At 43.2% G+C, this 17,701-nt stretch carries 15 protein-coding genes; 5 read left to right on the top strand and 10 right to left on the bottom strand.

Going from position 1 to position 17,701, the window contains the following annotated elements:
* Positions 1-34: 34 nt before the first annotated feature.
* The 10 genes from ACYPZI_RS00845 to trpB form a co-directional block, all read right to left on the bottom strand.
* Complete coding sequence (locus ACYPZI_RS00845) at positions 35-1,222, bottom strand: MFS transporter (protein ID WP_459597663.1); 1,188 nt, start codon at positions 1,220-1,222, stop codon at positions 35-37.
* Between the two features lie 10 nt (positions 1,223-1,232).
* Positions 1,233-1,787: a hypothetical protein gene (locus tag ACYPZI_RS00840; RefSeq protein ID WP_459597661.1), complete on the bottom strand. Its 555-nt coding sequence runs from the start codon at positions 1,785-1,787 to the stop codon at positions 1,233-1,235.
* Positions 1,788-1,869: 82 nt separating this feature from the next.
* The gene (locus ACYPZI_RS00835; protein WP_459597659.1) at positions 1,870-2,445 is read right to left on the bottom strand and encodes an NAD(P)H-dependent oxidoreductase; all 576 of its coding nucleotides are present in this window, start codon (positions 2,443-2,445) and stop codon (positions 1,870-1,872) included.
* 51 nt (positions 2,446-2,496) lie between these two features.
* On the bottom strand, positions 2,497-3,495 hold the full coding sequence (gene trpD / locus ACYPZI_RS00830; protein ID WP_459597657.1) for an anthranilate phosphoribosyltransferase: 999 nt from the start codon (positions 3,493-3,495) through the stop codon (positions 2,497-2,499).
* A 5-nt stretch (positions 3,496-3,500) separates the two neighbouring features.
* Positions 3,501-3,695 (bottom strand): hypothetical protein, encoded by a 195-nt coding sequence (locus ACYPZI_RS00825; RefSeq protein WP_459597656.1) that lies wholly within the window; start codon positions 3,693-3,695, stop codon positions 3,501-3,503.
* Between the two features lie 4 nt (positions 3,696-3,699).
* The gene (locus ACYPZI_RS00820; protein ID WP_459597654.1) at positions 3,700-4,494 is read right to left on the bottom strand and encodes a hypothetical protein; all 795 of its coding nucleotides are present in this window, start codon (positions 4,492-4,494) and stop codon (positions 3,700-3,702) included.
* 152 nt (positions 4,495-4,646) lie between these two features.
* Entirely contained in the window at positions 4,647-6,005 is a 1,359-nt protein-coding gene (locus ACYPZI_RS00815; RefSeq protein WP_459597787.1) for a TrpB-like pyridoxal phosphate-dependent enzyme, read from the bottom strand.
* Positions 6,006-6,092: 87 nt separating this feature from the next.
* Positions 6,093-6,674, bottom strand: coding sequence for an anthranilate synthase component II (locus tag ACYPZI_RS00810; RefSeq protein WP_459597652.1), 582 nt, complete (start codon positions 6,672-6,674; stop codon positions 6,093-6,095).
* Positions 6,675-6,861: 187 nt separating this feature from the next.
* Positions 6,862-8,268 (bottom strand): anthranilate synthase component I family protein, encoded by a 1,407-nt coding sequence (locus ACYPZI_RS00805; protein ID WP_459597650.1) that lies wholly within the window; start codon positions 8,266-8,268, stop codon positions 6,862-6,864.
* 64 nt (positions 8,269-8,332) lie between these two features.
* On the bottom strand, positions 8,333-9,514 hold the full coding sequence (trpB, locus tag ACYPZI_RS00800; RefSeq protein ID WP_459597648.1) for a tryptophan synthase subunit beta: 1,182 nt from the start codon (positions 9,512-9,514) through the stop codon (positions 8,333-8,335).
* 276 nt (positions 9,515-9,790) lie between these two features.
* Between trpB and ACYPZI_RS00795 the strand changes: the two genes are divergently transcribed.
* From ACYPZI_RS00795 to ACYPZI_RS00775, 5 genes are all read left to right on the top strand, one after another.
* Positions 9,791-10,369 (top strand): RNA polymerase sigma factor, encoded by a 579-nt coding sequence (locus ACYPZI_RS00795; protein WP_459597646.1) that lies wholly within the window; start codon positions 9,791-9,793, stop codon positions 10,367-10,369.
* An 89-nt stretch (positions 10,370-10,458) separates the two neighbouring features.
* Positions 10,459-11,673 (top strand): FecR family protein, encoded by a 1,215-nt coding sequence (locus ACYPZI_RS00790; protein WP_459597644.1) that lies wholly within the window; start codon positions 10,459-10,461, stop codon positions 11,671-11,673.
* A gap of 174 nt (positions 11,674-11,847) precedes the next feature.
* Complete coding sequence (locus ACYPZI_RS00785) at positions 11,848-15,096, top strand: TonB-dependent receptor (protein WP_459597642.1); 3,249 nt, start codon at positions 11,848-11,850, stop codon at positions 15,094-15,096.
* Between the two features lie 49 nt (positions 15,097-15,145).
* The gene (locus ACYPZI_RS00780; protein WP_459597640.1) at positions 15,146-16,771 is read left to right on the top strand and encodes a RagB/SusD family nutrient uptake outer membrane protein; all 1,626 of its coding nucleotides are present in this window, start codon (positions 15,146-15,148) and stop codon (positions 16,769-16,771) included.
* 36 nt (positions 16,772-16,807) lie between these two features.
* Positions 16,808-17,686, top strand: coding sequence for a hypothetical protein (locus tag ACYPZI_RS00775; RefSeq protein ID WP_459597638.1), 879 nt, complete (start codon positions 16,808-16,810; stop codon positions 17,684-17,686).
* Positions 17,687-17,701 lie beyond the last annotated feature (15 nt).

Genomic DNA, 17,701 nt, shown 5'->3' with positions numbered 1-17,701 from the left:
CCAAAAATATTTTTAGTTTTTCATATTCTTCATTTTATACTCTTCTCTTATCTACTCTGAAAATCTTGATCACAGATGCCAATATTACGATGCCAATACCAAACAGCCCGATCAGTGCATAAGAATACCGCAGATTGGTTGCACTTGCAATGTACCCGATCAGCGGAGGCCCCATCAGAAAACCGAGGAAGCTGACGCTGGAAACGATGGTAAGTGCAATACTTGTCGGTATTTTGGTATGCTGTCCGGCTACGCTGTATATTGTCGGCACGATGCCCGCTGTACCAAAACCGATAATCATAAAGGCGATAATCGTAGTGATGAAATGCGGAAAAGCCACTGCCGTAAACAGTCCTGTGGCAATAAGTATTCCTCCTGCCTGAACTACCCGTTGGCGTCCCCACCGCTGTGTGGCTTTATCGATCATAAAGCGCCCCGATGCCATGGTAATCATATAAGCTGCCAATCCGATAGGAGCCAAATGTTTTTCAGTACCTACCACATCTATCAGGAATAGCCCGCTCCAGTCCGACATGGCGCCTTCGGCTGCCATTCCGCAGAAGGCCACAATACCCAATAGGAACAGAAATGTTTCGGGCTTGTTTTTCTTTTTGGCGGCAATATCGGCAGGGTCTTTTTCTTTTTTCAAATCGTCTTGCAGATAGGGTTTGTTGACAAGCAGAGTGGTGATTACAAGAGCGCCGACAATACAGAAATGATATACCGGGTGTATATGTAACGATGCCATAAGTAATCCTACTGCCGCGCCTGTCAGTCCGGCTAGGCTCCATCCTCCGTGAAACGATGCCATGATAGGGCGGTTGTAAGCATTTTCGAGAGTCACAGCCTGTGTGTTGACGGATATATTACAGAAGTTGCCAAAGAATCCGAAGACAATCAGGCTCATAATCAGTGCGTATTCCGTCGATGAAATGCCGATAGCCAGCAACGCCAACACATAACCTGTAAGGGCGATTGGAAATATCCGCTTACTTCCTGCTTTAGAGATCAGTAAACCGGAGATAGTCATCCCACAGATTTGCCCTACGGGAATCATCAACAGGATGGTACCCCACGCCGCATCTCCCAATCCTAAGGTTATTTTGATGTCGGGTATGCGGCTCGCCCAGCTTGAAAAACAGATGCCGGTACAAAAATACAGGCTAAAAATGGCCAGCCTGACACGGCCCATCGACATAATAAGTGTACTTTTTTGACTCAAAACTTAATTTTTAAAATAATGAAAATGCCACACCGAAGATCAGACCAAAAAAGAATCCGACAATCAGAGCAAGTACGATAAATAAAATAGTTGCAGCTACTGCGATAACTATACTGTATATTAATTGTTTGATAAAATCTTTTTCTCCACGTAGCATATTTGCTATCATCTGCATTCCCAGAGCCCCGCAACCCCCTAATAGTGCTCCGTCTATAATTCCAAAGTGCTGCTTTGTTATTCCCAGTAAGGAAAATACTAGAATAGCAATAAAGATGAAAGGCAAGAATGAAAGAATAAGAGCCAATGTACTGATTGGAGTTTCCAGATTTATTGTTTCGCCCCTGAATACGATCTGTCTTCCGTTTTTTAGATTGCCTTTTACCGATACGATGTTGTCGCCGCCATCGGTAGTTTCTACTTTATACTTTTGTCCGCCGAAAACAGAGCCGGTTCTTTTTATTTCCTGTCCGTTCTGATAAAATCTTTGATTCATCGGAGTGTATACGATCTTAAGATCGCCATCGACATTGTCGAGAATAAATGGTAAGGTTGTAGTCCAGTTCATAGTGTGTGTTTAGTTGTTATTAAAAATGTAATGCAAACTTAATAAAAAATAGCGGTTTTATACTTATGGTTTTTAAGATAACTTATCCCTTATTTCCTAGTTTCTCTACTTTCTCCAGCCAACCTTGCCGTTGTTCGGGTGTCGATGTTTTTAGCGTTGCCAGATAGGTGGTGCGTTTGTTTTTTATTCCGCAGAATGCTCCTATATCTTTACGTATCATTTTTCCGCCAATGTCCTTTACTATCCATTTGTAGTAAAATACAGGGGCATCCATTGTACTGATTATCTCGGAAGTCTTTCCTGTGAGCAGTTTTTTGGGGAACGGCGATTTTTCCCGGTACTCGAATGCAAATCCGGGCAGGAAAACACGTTCGATAAAGCCTTTTAGCAATGCGGGTGGCGATGCCCACCATGTAGGGTATATCCAAACGATATGCTCAGCCCATTTTATCTTTTCCCATGCTTCGAGCAAATCGGGTTCCAGCTCGGTGCGTTTGCGGTATCCGTACATCAGTATGGGGTTGAAGGTCATATCCGCAAGGATGATTTCCTTTACTTCATTACCCGCTCGCAGGCTACTCTTTTTGTAGCTTTCGTGCAATCCGAAGCAAAAACTTTCCCTGTCGGGATGCCCGTTGATTATCAGTACTTTTTTCATATATATAAATTCGATTTCAAGATTTCTACTTTCTACTTACTACTTATAACATTACGTATTCAAAACTAAAAACCTTTCAAGCGTTTCTTTCACCCGTCCGCTGTCTATCGACTCTCTCGCCTGCGCCGCGCATTCTTCGAACGAAAGCTTCGGGTTGATTGTCTGTATGGCTGTGGCTGCATTGGCAATCACTGCGTTTTTCTGGGCAGGGGTCGCTACGTTATTTATCACATTGTCGAATATTCTGGATGCATCTTCGGGTGTTGCTCCTCCGTCCAGATCTTTTTCCAAGCAACGGGTAAAGCCTATTTGCTCGGGGCTGCAGATTTTTTCTTCGAACTTATTGATGATCTTGAAATCGCCTGTCAGCGATATTTCGTCGTACCCGTCGAGGCTGTGAACGATAGAGTAATCCACATCGGTTTGCTGATACATGTAGGAATATAATCTCGCCATTTTCAGGTTGAATACACCCAATACAGTCCGTTTTGGTTTGATGGGATTGACCACCGGCCCCAGCATGTTGAAGAACGTGCGCACTCCCAATGCCTTACGTACAGGCGCTACTACTTTCAGCGCATTGTTGAACAAGGGGGCGTGCATGTATGCGATGTTGGTTTTATCCAGCGATTCCTCCAGCTTGCTTACATCTGCGGTGAATTTTACTCCATGCTGTTCCATTACGTTGGATGCCCCGCTAACCGATGTCGCTCCGTAATTGCCGTGCTTGGCTACCTTGTAACCCGATGCCGCCACCACAAAGCAAGACAGGGTGGATATGTTGAACGTGTTCTTGTTGTCGCCACCTGTACCTACAATGTCGATAGGGTTGTAGGCTGCCAACGCATCTACATTTGCCCGAAGATCGAGCAGCGCGTCGGAAAATCCGAGGAACTCGTCTACACTGATACTTCTCATCAGGAATACCGAAATAAATGCGGCAATCTGCGAATCGTTATATTCCCCCGCCGCCATCTTGGTCAGTATTTCCTTCGCTTCGGCACGGTTCAGATATTGATGTTCAAATAATCTGTTTAGTGTTTGTTTCATTTTTTCTATAAGTTCAAGCCATCTTGACTTTTTATTTTTGTCATGCTGACGATAGGAAGCATCTCTGTTTTCGAGAGATTCTTCACTTCGTTCAGAATGACAAAGAGGTTCTTAATTTTCTTCTTACTGGATTGCTTCGGGTCAAGCCCTCGCAATGACGGAATATAGTGTAGTGAAGCAATCCAGCTTAGATTTTTCATCAAATTATTTTAAAGTTTTTAATTTCTTTCTCATTTCGAGGTAAGCCTCATCCACACAATTGTCCCAATGGTCGGCAGACGATATTTCTATATTGCCAAGCCCCGTCTTCCGTATACTCAGTACCTTCCTGTGTTTGTAAAGGAATTCCATCTTCGAAGACCGGGGCATCCTTACAAATTTGCCGGCGCATAGCTGTTCCAAAAACGGAGGGTCGATAAATTGTATGGCAGACGATTCGGTCAGCACAAAATAGTCGTATGGATAATCTTCGGTATAGCCTATCTGAGTGCCGTAATATTCAGAATCATCGTACACGTCTACGTACGACCTGCAATTGCAGCAGTAATACGATCCGTCTATCAGCAGTTCCTGCGTGTCGGAGCTCATCCATTCGGCTCCTTCCTTTTTCAGCCAGTTTTCCTCACAAGTAATGATTACCTTGTCGAAAGCATATTTACACAGTCGCGGCGGAGTTTCTGAGGCAAAGGCATCGCCTTCTTTGTATCCGTACTCGAATATATGGTCGAGGCTGTGTTCGTAATTGATCCTTTCCACGACATAATATTCTTTGAAAATTTCCGGAAGCCGCAATATGTTTTCCGTCCTTTTACCCGATCCGAACTGGATATTCAAGCATTGTCCGGAAGCCCTGTACTTCTTCACGATGCGTACCCAGTAAGAACCGAAATCGCCGTGAACATTGACCACATTGTTGAACAAATAATCGACCTCATCGCCGGACATATCCCGGCCGTCTCTTCGCTTTATCCTTACATAGGAGGTGTGAATGTTGCTCATTTGACCGAATTTTAAAATTCACAAAATAGTTGCTGATCTGTTTATATCGTTATATACTTGTTTTTAAAAACGGCCGTTAAGGTAATAATTTTCTGACAAAAAAACTTTGTTAGCAGGCTAATATTAGGACAAATATCCATACCGAATTTTATTCAGACCAATTTCTCTAAAATGTCTGTTGTTTTGGCTATATCCTCGTCAGTTAATTTATAATTTGTCATCTTTCCGCTCAGGTATGTGTCGTAGGCTGTCATGTCTATCAATCCATGTCCCGACAGGTTGAAAAGTATCGTTTTCTGTACACCTTCTTCTTTCGCTTTCTTTGCTTCGCGGATAGCAGATGCAATAGCGTGGGTAGATTCCGGTGCCGGGATGATCCCTTCGGTGTTGGCAAAGAGTTGTCCTGCTTCGAATGTTTCTATCTGAGGAATGTCCTGTACTTCGATGAAGCCATCGCGGTGCAATTGGCTGACAATAGTTCCCGCGCCATGATAACGAAGTCCTCCGGCGTGAATGTCGGCAGGTTGAAAATCGTGCCCAAGCGTGTACATCGGCAATAGAGGCGTTAGTCCGACAGTATCGCCAAAGTCGTACTCGAATTTACCTCTCGACAGTTTCGGACAACTTGCAGGTTCGGCCGCTATTACGCGAATATCTTTACCGTCAGTTAGTTTGTGGCGAAGGAAAGGGAAGCTTATTCCCGAAAAGTTAGAACCTCCACCGAAACATCCGATCACGATGTCGGGATATTCTCCGGCAATCTCCATTTGCTTTTCACTTTCCAATCCGATAATGCTCTGATGCAGAATAACGTGGTTGAGCACACTGCCCAGCGTATACCTCGTGTTTTTGCCTTTTACGGCTGCTTCCACAGCTTCGGAAATAGCGATACCCAGACTTCCCGAGTTGTCGGGATCTTTGGCTAATATGCTTCTTCCCGAATCGGTTGTGTTGCTTGGCGAAGCTACTACATTGGCTCCCCATGTTTGCATCATCATGCGGCGGTAAGGCTTTTGTCCGTAGCTTACTTTTACCATATATACATCCAGTCCGAGACCGAATACGCTGGATGCAAAGCTCAAAGCTGCGCCCCATTGTCCGGCTCCTGTTTCGGTGGTCAGGCGTTCGATGCCTTGCATTTTATTGTAATACGCCTGTGGCAAAGCCGAGTTCAGCTTGTGCGAACCTACAGGGCTTACACTTTCGTTTTTGAAGTAAATATGGGCCGGTGTTCCTAGCGCTTTTTCCAATCCGGTAGCCCTTACAAGCGGGGTTGGCCGCCATATTTTGTAGAGCTCCCTTACCTCGTCGGGTATTTCGATCCATCTCTCTTGCGAAAGTTCCTGTTTGATAAGCTCTTTGGCAAATACAGGCTCCAGGTCGGAGGGGTTTAATACTTCTTTTGTCTGAGGATTGAGTGGCGGAAGCGGTTTGTTTTTCATATCCGCTACAATGTTGTACCAATTCTTTGGAATGTCGTTTTCGGTCAGTAAGATTTTTTTGTTCATAATTTTATTTAAAGCTTATAGCTATTAGCTTTTAGCCGATAGCTCTCGTTTATAATTATTTTTATTTATCGCTTTGCGTGCTAAAAACTATCAGCTAAGAGCTAATGGCTTATTAAGAAAACTCTTCACTATTGTTTTTCCGGCAGGAGTTAATACCGACTCGGGATGAAACTGTACACCGTGCACATCGTATTCTTTATGACGGAGAGCCATAATTTGTCCTTTGCTGTCGGTGGCTGTTACTTCGAGGCAATCGGGCAGTCCGTTCGGATCTACTATCCATGAATGGTAGCGACCTACTTCTATTTTGCTTCCCAATCCGTCGAAAAGATAATCGGGTTTTACAATATCGACTAGTGTCGCCACTCCGTGGTAAACGTTTTCCAGATTGGCGAGTTTTGCCCCGAATGCTTCACCGATGGCCTGATGTCCGAGACAAACGCCCAGTATGGATTTCTTTCCGGCGTATTCTTTTATGAGAGGAAGCAGCAAGCCTGCTTCGGACGGAATGCCCGGGCCCGGCGACAGGATGATCTTGTCGTATCTTGCAATATCAGCAAGGCTTATTTTGTCGTTGCGGTGTACATCAACGTCGGTGTATCCCAGTTCCTTTACCAGATGAACGAGGTTGTATGTGAACGAATCGTAGTTGTCGAATATTAGGATTTTCATATTGTAAGAGCTGTTAGCTATTAGCCGTTAGCTGATAGCTTGGCTAAAGCCTGATTATTAATTCTTTTTTATTTGTTTTATAAAACCATGAAGTATTTTTATTACTTATTCATATTTATCTCTTTCAAACATAGGATCTTATTAAAGTTAACAGCTAATAGCTAACAGCTATCGGCTAAAAGCTGATTTAATTTCTTAATTCTTCTGCAAACTTTACGGCTTTGGTCAGAGCGCCCAGTTTATTTTTCACCTCCATGACTTCGGTTTCGGGATCCGATTTGGAAACGATTCCTCCTCCTGCCTGATAGTAAAGCGTATTGTTGCGGCTGAGGAATGTACGTATCGTGATGGCCTGATTGAGGTCGCCGTTGAAGCCGATGTAGCCGATACAACCGCCATATACGCCACGCATTTGTTTCTCGATGTCGCGAATCAGTTGCATCGCTCTTACTTTGGGTGCGCCCGACAATGTTCCGGCAGGGAAAGTGTCGGCGAAAACTTCCATGTTGTTTTTTCCTTTTTCGATAACGCCGCTAACCCGTGAAACCAAGTGGATGACATGAGAATAGAACTGTACGTTTTTGTAAAACTCTACCTTAACGTCGTGGCAATTGCGGCTGAGGTCGTTTCGTGCCAAGTCGACAAGCATCACATGTTCGGCGTTTTCCTTTTCATCTTTCAACAGGTTTTCGGAGAGGATGCGGTCTTTTTCGTCGTCTCCCGTGCGGAAGTATGTTCCGGCAATGGGGTCTATATAGGCTTTGTCTTTAGCAATTTTGCAGTGGGTTTCGGGCGATGAGCCGAATATGCGGTACGAACCGAAATCGAAGTAGAAGAGGTAGGGCGAAGGGTTGATGGAACGGAGCGAACGGTAAACTTTGAAGTCGTCTCCCGCGAACTTTTGGGTGAAGCAGCGCGAGAGAACGATTTGGAATACATCGCCACGCTTGCAATGGGCAATTCCTTTCTTTATCATTTCCTGATGCTCTTCATCGCTGATCATCGATTGCTCGTTGCCTACAGTCTCGAAATTGTACAAGGCTATATTGTTATTGGTGAGGATGGCTTCCAGCTCGTGCGCTTTTTCTTCTGCGCCTTCCACCACATTTTCTACTATTGTCAGTTCGTTTTTCAGGTGGTTGATTACCAATATAAAACGGTACAAAATATAGTAGAATTCCGGCACATCGGCATTGTTCAGTTTTTTATTTATAGGGTCTACGGCTTCAAAATAGCGGATAGCATCGTAGGAGGTATATCCTAAGAACCCGTTGACGCCGGTTTCATTTTTTCCTTGTACATCGAATTGCTTGACGAAATCGTGGAATTTATAAGTTAGTTTTTCGTGACAGGATAATGTTTCCTGCGTTACCGTATTGTCGGGGTAGGTACGGGTTATCTCGTTATTTTCTACCTTAAACCGGGCGATAGGGCTGATACCGATAAATGAAAAGCTGTTGTCGGCACTGTGATAATCGGAACTTTCCAATAGAGCCGATTCGGGATATACATCCCTTACTTTCAGGTAAATGCCTACCGGTGTTTGAAGGTCGGCGAGAAGCTTTTTTGTTTTGACGTTTATTTTGTATTTCATATTTTTTAAGCTTATAGCTATTAGCTTTTGTTTTGCATTCTTTCTACTTACTACTTACTACTTACTACTTATAACTTTTTATATACGTTTCCATATCCTTATCCCCTCGTCCTGACAGGCAGAGTACAACCACATCGTCCGGTTTGAAATTGACTTTGTCCAACGCTCCCAGAGCATGCGCCGACTCAATGGCGGGAATAATTCCTTCCAGTTTTGTCAATTCAAAAGCAGCTTGCATGGCCTCATCGTCAGTAACGGCAAGAACTGTCGAGCGCCCTGTTTTAGCCAGATGTGCGTGCATCGGGCCGATACCCGGATAATCGAGTCCGGCAGAGATAGAGTAAGGCTCTTCAATCTGTCCGTCTTCCGACTGCATGATCAGTGTCTTACTTCCATGAATGATACCGAGTTTTCCCAGATGGATGGTAGCGGCAGATTTCCCTGAGTCTATACCCTCTCCGGCGGCTTCGGCAAGTACTATTTTAACCTCGGGTTCGTCTAAGAAGTGGAAAATTGTTCCCGCCGAGTTGCTTCCGCCGCCTACGCAGGCTATTACATAATCGGGCGTTTCAAAGCCTTCTTTTTCGAGCAGCTGCTTACGTATCTCTTCGCTGATAACCGATTGCAGGCGAGCTACCATATCGGGGTAGGGATGAGGCCCTACGGTAGATCCGATTACATAATAGGTGTCGGAGGGATTGCTGCACCAGTCGCGGATAGCTTCGTTGGTAGCATCTTTCAATGTCATATTGCCGCTGGTTACGGGTACGACAGTTGCTCCCAGCATTTCCATCTTCTGTACATTCAGCTTTTGGCGTTCTACATCGGTAGCTCCCATGTAGACGATACACTGCATATTCATCAGTGCGCAGACGGTAGCTGTTGCCACACCGTGTTGTCCGGCTCCTGTTTCGGCAATGACGCGGGTTTTACCCATGCGCCGAGCCAACAGTATTTGCCCGATGGCGTTGTTTATCTTGTGTGAACCCGTATGGTTCAGGTCTTCGCGTTTCAGGTATATTTTGCATCCGTACTTTTTGGAAAGCCTGTTTGCCGGATAAAGGGGAGACGGACGCCCTACATAGTCCCTGAGCAGGGAATTGTATTCCTCGCGAAACGAGGGGTCGTTCAATACTTCGAGATAAGTACGTTTTAAATTCTCCACATTATCGAAGAGAATCTCAGGTACATAAGCCCCTCCGAATTCTCCATAATAACCGTTGATGTCTACTGCAAATTTTTCCATTTTATGTTGAGTTTAATTTTTTTCTGTTATAAAAAAAGCCTGTCGTGAGTTACGACAAGCTTTGTATTTCATTATTCCCAATTATATATACATACCAGCTTTGCTCACGACTTTTTGAGTTGTAAGTGCCACCACCAAAATGTATTTGTTAATCGAAAACTCATTTTTTCTTTTTTCTTTTGCAAATATATATCATTTTTGTAAAATAACAAGAACGAATAAGATTTTTTGTTAGTTTTTGTTATTTTTGTAGAAATTTTTGATATTTAGCAAGGCTTGGACAAAAACATAATAGAACAATGGGACAAATTCAGGGAGGGAGATGAAATCTCGTTCTCTATTTTGTTTGAAACATTTTTAGACCCGCTTTACCGGTACGGGATGAAATTTGTTGCAGATGAAAGTCTCGTCAAAGATTGTATACAAGATCTATTCGTAAAGTTACACAATAATCGAGCATCGATTTCTCCGACTACCAATCCTAAATTTTACCTTTTGTTTTCTTTGAAGAATATGATCCTCGACAGCATTGCCCGGAATAAGCGGTTGACCTATGTGTCTCCCGAAGATCTGCCTTTCATTGCCACATATCAATATTCCAACGATCAGGAAGAAACTGAAAATGAAGAAGAAATAAAAGAAAAATTTGAGCGGGTGATGAGCTTGCTCAATCCAAGACAAAAAGAGGCTATCTATCTGCGTTACCAGATGGGCTTATCGTACGAAGAAATATCCGAATTGCTACAAATAAATTATCAGTCGGCCCGGAATTTAATCCATCGCTCGATATCCAAGATTAGAGAAAATATGGATTTCTCCCTCTTTATTGCTTTGTTTATCAAGATATTCGACTAGAATCATAGATTTCTTTAAAAAATAATTAATTACAAATTGAGTACAAACGATTTGCGAGTATCGTTTGTATTCTATAATCTCTATAATAAATGAGAAAAAATTGTTCGGACAATATTATTTCCTCCTTGTTGGATAATGACTTATTCATGAAATGGATAGTTAACCCGACACCGGAACTGGATGCGTTCTGGGAAAATGAAATGAACAGGGATGACGAACTTAAAGACAACGTTTACACTTTGAAAGATATAATAAAAAATATAAAGATAGAAGAGCCGGCCTTGTCCATCGACGAAAAAAAGCTCATTTGGGAAAGGATCGAGCAAAATATAGGAAGAGACAAGATGGAGAAACGATTCTTCTTGAGAAGATGGATGCAGGTCGCTTCTGTTGCCGCTATCGTTCTGTTATTGGTGGGAGGTTACTTCTATGTTTCCTCGAATAAAACTGAAATAGAGGTGGATTATGCGTCGATGCTGGATGATAACCAGACAGCGCAATCGGGGGATATCAGCCTGATATTGTCAAACAATAAAGTGGTTAATATACGCAAAGATAGTTCGCAGGTAGTATATGATGACAAAGGACGTATCAATGTGGACTCGGAAGAAATAAAAGGCGCTGAGAATGGAAAACCATCGCTCAATCAGCTGATTGTTCCTTATGGAAAAACCACATTCCTGACCCTTAGCGACGGAACTAAAATATGGGTAAACTCCGGCACAAAACTTATATATCCAACGGTTTTCGACGAGGATAAAAGAGAAATATACCTTGTGGGCGAAGTGTATCTGGATGTAACAAAAGACGAAGACCGTCCCTTTATTATAAAAACAAACCATATGGACGTGAATGTGTTGGGGACGAAATTGAACGTTTCGGCATATAACGATGCGAATGCACAGTCGGTAGTTCTGGTATCAGGTGCGGTCAATATCAAAAGTAAGGAATTGAAAGGCAGCTATAAAATATATCCGAGCCAGATGTTCTCTTACGACATAGCTTCCAGTAAGGCGGATATTCAGGAAGTAGACGTCGATAACTACGTGTCATGGATACATGGATACCTGATGCTGAAAAGTGAGAGCCTTGATCTGGTACTTCAAAAATTAGAAAGATATTTCAATATCTCATTCATATATGACGCGAAGAACTTTAGCAATATCCGGGTGAGTGGAAAACTGGATCTGAAGGGAACTCCGGAGAATGCTCTCAAATATATTGGAATTACAGCTCCTATCAGCTATAAAATAAACGGTGAAAAAATAAAAATCGAATCTACCCCAAAAAAAATAAAACCCTAAAAACTAATAGCTTATGAAAAAAAAGGAGCCGATCAATCTTGAATAAGTTGAATTTTAACTTATTACCCTAATTTAGAAATTAAACTTTTATTAACTTTAATCTATGGTATTTCTATGAAACAATTCATTAAAAAGAACCATCCATGTTATAAATTTAAAAAATGCTTGCGGATAATGAAAATAAGTATTTTTTTGATGTTTATTGGAATCGGAGTAATCTCTGCAAGTACCACGTACAGCCAAAACACAGTACTTACATTGAAGGTTCACAATAAAGCCCTGAAAGATGTTTTCCGTGAAATAGAAAGTAAGAGCGAATATATTTTCTTCTACAACGATGAGGCTGTAAATGTAAATAAGCGCGTCGATTTATCCATTGACAAAGGTACTATCTCCCAGATTTTGGATAAAATTCTGGATAAAACATCCGGATATAAGATCGAAGACCGCCAGGTTATTATTTATAGGGATAATGCCGCGAATATTATTGCAAATATTGAGTTAGCAGATGTGAAAGACATCGATCAGGCAAAAATCACTGTTAACGGTAAAGTTACAGATAACGAAGGAGAACCTCTTCCGGGGGTCAGCGTTACAGAAAAAAATACAACCAATGGTGTAATGACCGATATCGACGGGAATTACTCTATTGGCCTGAGAGGACAAAACCCGGTTCTTGTCTTTAGCTATGTAGGACACGAACCATTGGAAATGACTGTAGGAAATCAGAAAACAATAAATGTTACATTACAGTCCAAATCTTCTGTTCTGGACGAAGTGATCGTTGTTGCTTACGGTACTCAGAAGAAAAGTTCGGTAACCGGTTCTATTGCTGTAATCAACGAAAAAGATCTGAAAACTGTTACTTCCCCCAGTGTGAATTCCATGTTGCAGGGTAAAGCGGCCGGAGTACAGGTACTCAACACTTCGGGAAAACCGGGCGAAGCAGCGCAAATCCGTATCCGTGGTAAAGGTTCATTCGATTCACCAACAGATCCGTTATGGGTTATCGACGGTGTAGTGGCTCAGGTAGGAGCTCCGCTCAACCCGAATGAAATTGCCAGCATCAGTGTACTGAAAGATGCGGCTGCTACGGCTCTGTACGGCTCGCGCGCCACTAACGGGGTTATCATTGTTACCACTAAATCGGGACGGTCGGGTGAAAATGCATTGAATATATCGGCAAAAGTTGGCATTGCCACACAGTACCTTGGTAATTTCAAATTAATGAACTCGAGGGAACTCTATGATTATACTTCATCTATGGGTGGGAATCTTACTTCATGGGTTAAAGAAGACTTGTTGAAGCACGACACAGATTGGTTCGATATTGCCACACGTGACGCTTTGTCTCAGAATTATACTGTCAGCTATACTGCAGGCCGTGAGAAGACCCGTTCATTCCTGATGGCGGATTATTACAAAGAAGAAGGTACTATGAAAGGGTTCGACTACACACGTTACAGCCTTCGCAGCAACAACGACTATGTGGTGAACAATAAGTTAACTATCAAAACCAAGTTCTCAGGTAGTTTCTACCGTAACTTCTCACAGGAGCACAGCGTGCGTTCGGCTATGCTTAATTTACCATGGGATTACCCGTATAATGAAGATGGAAGTGTACGTACAGGTGACGAATCCGACTGGAACGGACGCGATATGAGCAATTATCTTTACAATATACCTTACGGATGGAGCAGGGGGAAAGCAGTCGGTATTTCGGCAACCGTAGGCTTCGATTATAAATTTACGGACTGGTTGATATTCGAATCTACCAATAATATAGGTTATCGTTATACACTTGACGAAAGTTATACCGACCCGAAAGCAATCGGAGCCGAAGGTTATAGTGGCAGCATCGGGGCAACAAACAACTTTTATACTACACGCTATACCAACCAGTTGCTGCGTTATATAAATACATTCAATCAGGTGCATAACATAAGCGCATTCCTGGGATATGAGTTCAGCGACTACCGCGCCGAAATGAACAGGTCTGAAGGACAAGGCATTCCTGCAGGTAGCGAAGTGCTAGACGTAGCGGCCAATCCTTACAGTGTGGGCGGTAGTATCAACGAATATGCCATACAATCCGTGTACTTCAATGCCAACTATACATACGATGACAAATACATGGCTCAGTTCTCTTTCCGTAGAGACGGTTCATCCCGTTTCGGTAAGAATAACCGTTATGGTAATTTCTTTACGTTCGGCGCGGGATGGGCTATTCATCAAGAAGAGTTTATGAAAGGCCTTCCATGGGTCAATCAGCTGAAATTACGCGCCAGCTACGGATCTATAGGTAACGTTCCTGGCTCTAACTATGGTTATCTGTCGGTATATTCCATTTCAACACAATATAATGGTATACCGTCCGTATTTCCAAGCCGCCTGGGGAATCCCGACCTGTCATGGGAAAAATGTTATGAAACCAACGTTGCTTTAGACGCGCGTTTGTTCGACCGTGTAGGTTTAAGTATAGAATGGTACGACAAAAACACTTCGGACTTGCTGTACAATATTCCTCTTCCTACCATTACAGGATACCCTCACCAGTGGCGCAACGTAGGCGCGATAAGAAACAAGGGTGTGGAAATTGTGGTTAGCCCGGATATTATCCGTACCAAAGACATTCTCTGGACAGCCGATTTCAATATAGGTTTCAACAAAGGGAAAGTTGAAAAATTATATGAAGGACAACCTTATATTGAAGGAGGAGATATGAGCGCTCAGAAAAAGAGGGTAGAAGGAGGAAATGTAGATGCATGGTACTTGCGCGAATGGGCAGGTGTGGATGTGTACACAGGCGATCCTATGTGGTATATCTACAATTACGATGCCGATGGAAATGTTACCGGCCGTAGGCTTACTACCAATTGGAATGAAGCTACCCCCCGTGTAGGAATGGGCAGTTCACAGCCTAAATTTGCGGGAGGTTTGACTACTTCGTTCAGTTACAAAGGATTTACTCTGTCGGCAGGCATGACATTTGTTTCAGGAAACAAAATCTATAACGGGGCGCGCCAGTTCTTCGATAACGATGGTGCGTACCCTGAATTTAATTCGATGAAGCTTAAGGACGGATGGAGCAGATGGGAAAAGCCGGGAGATATTGCTACTCATCCTAAAGCTATATGGGGAGGCAATAAAATGTCTGAAAAACCTTCATCCCGCTATCTCGAAGACGGTAGCTTCTTTAAAATGAGCAGCCTGAGCCTTACATACTCATTGCCTAAGAAGATGCTGGATAAGATAAAGGTTAAAGCTTTGGATCTCACGCTATCGGGTGAAAAGCTATTTACGATTACTGATTTCTCCGGTTTCGATCCGGAAATTACCGGCGGAAACAACGGTAATGTTAGCGAAGGTATGCAATATCCGGCTCCGCGCCGCTTCTCAGTGGGTTTGAATCTTACATTCTAATTTAACTTCAGATTGTCGTTTAACTGAAATATCTTTAACTGAAAATAAAATGAAAAACGAACTAAAAAAAATTATTATAGCAGGAGTAGCGGCATTGCTGCTAGTGGGATGCGATTTGGAACGCCTGCCTTATAGTGAGGTTCCGGTTCCGCCCGGAGGGCTTGATCCGAACAATATAGAGAATATTACGCGAGGTACCTACGCCAAGCTGAAGGAGGAATATTACTTTAAACCTATTCATCAGGTTGGGGAGTATGGTGGGGATAATATTTCGTTGAGCGGTAGTACATCCGACTTACTTTACAATACCTATACCTACCGGCGTGTCAATACCAGCCATTATACCGCTAACCTGTGGCAGTACACTTATCAGGCAGTGGTCAATGTTAATTCCATGATCGAGTTGATTACTGAAGGTGAATCGGCATCAAAAGACCAGTTGCTGGGAGAAAATTACTTTCTGCGCGGTTTCTTATACTTCAACCTGTGCAATGTATTCGGACGCCCTTATGTACAAAGTCCGGAAACAAATCCGGGTGTTCCTCTTAAACTGACCACCGATATCACAGATTTTCCGTCTCGTGCCACAGTAAAACAGGTTTATGAGCAGATAATAAGCGATATGGAAAAGGCTGAAAGGCTGATGACCGAAAATAAACCGGATATCTATGCATCCAAAGAGGTAGTTCAGGCATATTTGTCACGCGTATACCTGTATATGGGCGAATGGCAAAAGGCGAAAGAGTATGCGGATAAAGTTATCTCTTCGGGACGTTATACTTTGTTGCAGGGTACTGCTTATCAGAACTATGCAAATGCTGTGCCCGAAAGCAATACGGAAACTATTTTTGCTATCCGCATGAATAAGGACGTAGACTTTAAAAAGTATAATATGGACTATTATTCGGTAGGAGCATTGTACGCCGAGATCGATAATGTCGGTTGGGGTGAAATGTATCCGTCATCTACTTATCTTCAGTTGCTTGATAAATATCCGCAAGATTTACGTCATGGCTTTATCAGGGGGCAAAAACTTGATACTCCTTATAAATGGCTGAGATATATCAACGATATTCCTATGTACGTTACCCGTGAGGTGACTGAAAGCGGAGGAACTTATACCATCGCAGAAAAACCGGAAGATTTTAACAGCGCGGTAGTACAAGAGGATGCCGGAGGTTACTATGTGGTAGAAAAATCAACATCCAAAAAACGTTATGTAGTGATAGAGGATGCCATAAACAAGAGGAACGATTATCCGAAATGGTTTATCTACAAATGCTCTATGCAGGAAGATCAGTCACACCTTTATTCACCGGTAATGATACGTCTTGCAGAAATGTATTTGAATCGTGCCGAAGCTGAATTCCATCTCAATGGTGGCGGGTTGGAAGATATAAATACGATCCGCAGCAGGGCGGGCATTCCTGAACTCAGTTCGGTAGATCTGACAGACATTCTTGACGAACGCCGCCTGGAACTGGCTTGGGAATCACAGCGCAAATATGATATATTCCGTAACGGATTGACACTCGATCGCAACTATCCGGGAAGCCATTTGAACGGATCACCTGTGCATCTTACTGTAGCGCCTACTTCTTTGCTGATAGTAGAACTTATCCCGCAGCGGGAATTGAATGCTTATCCTATCGAATTGGAACAGAATCCGCAGTAATTACCTATTAGTCAATCATTTAATTTTGATTTTAATATGAAAAAATTTATTTATATACTATCATTCGTAGCGGCATTATTTTCATGCTCTGAAGATAAAATTCCGGTACCGGAAGGACTATTTATTGAAGAGGCTAATTTGACGTTTGTCGCGGAAGGTGAAACATACCTCAACCGGTTTTATACGACTGCTGAATCGGTTACCATAGAGGTGCCCGACGCGGCGAAAGATTGGTTGTCTGTCACGGTGAAAGACAAGCATCTGGAAATTGTAACACAGCCGAATGTTTCTATTAGCCCGAGAAACTCTACTGTGGCGGTGAAGAGCAAAGAACGCGTCGCGTCGCTGGCGATAGCACAGGCAGGGCTTCCAACCAGAAAGCTGGTTATCACAGGTGGTTCTTGCAGTTCGGCACAGTCCAGCGAAGGATCGTTCCGAGCTACGTATGACGGTGACCCCGGCACCTACTGGCACAGCGAATACAGTCCCAGCAGCAAGCAGTATCAAGACCATTGGTTGCTCTACAATGTGGAAGACGCTTCGGGAAGCCTCGATCTCATTATGATTTACTCGCGCGTCAATAATGGCGCTGCCAACGGGCGTTGGGGCTATTTCAGCATCTGGGTGAAGGGCGACGGCACCGACGTTCCAAGCACGATTGAAGATGCAAGCGGCGTGGATTGGGATGGATGGGGCGGCGACCTCGGCTCGGTAGATGCCGATGGTTTCAAGCTTCTCTATAAAGGCAATGATGTGCCGAATATAGCTGTAACTCACGTTACGACGGTTGTTTTGCCTGTATCGGTAGCCAATCCTAAAAGCGTGAAATTCGTACTGAAGGGTTCAGCGCCGAACGGCTCGCGCAACGGGCATGGCTCTGTGGGTGAAATTGAATTGTTTGGAAAAGTTCAATAATTAATAGCCAATTTG

Source organism: Dysgonomonas reticulitermitis, from assembly GCF_054601275.1.
This window is presented reverse-complemented; position numbering and strand designations above follow the sequence as displayed.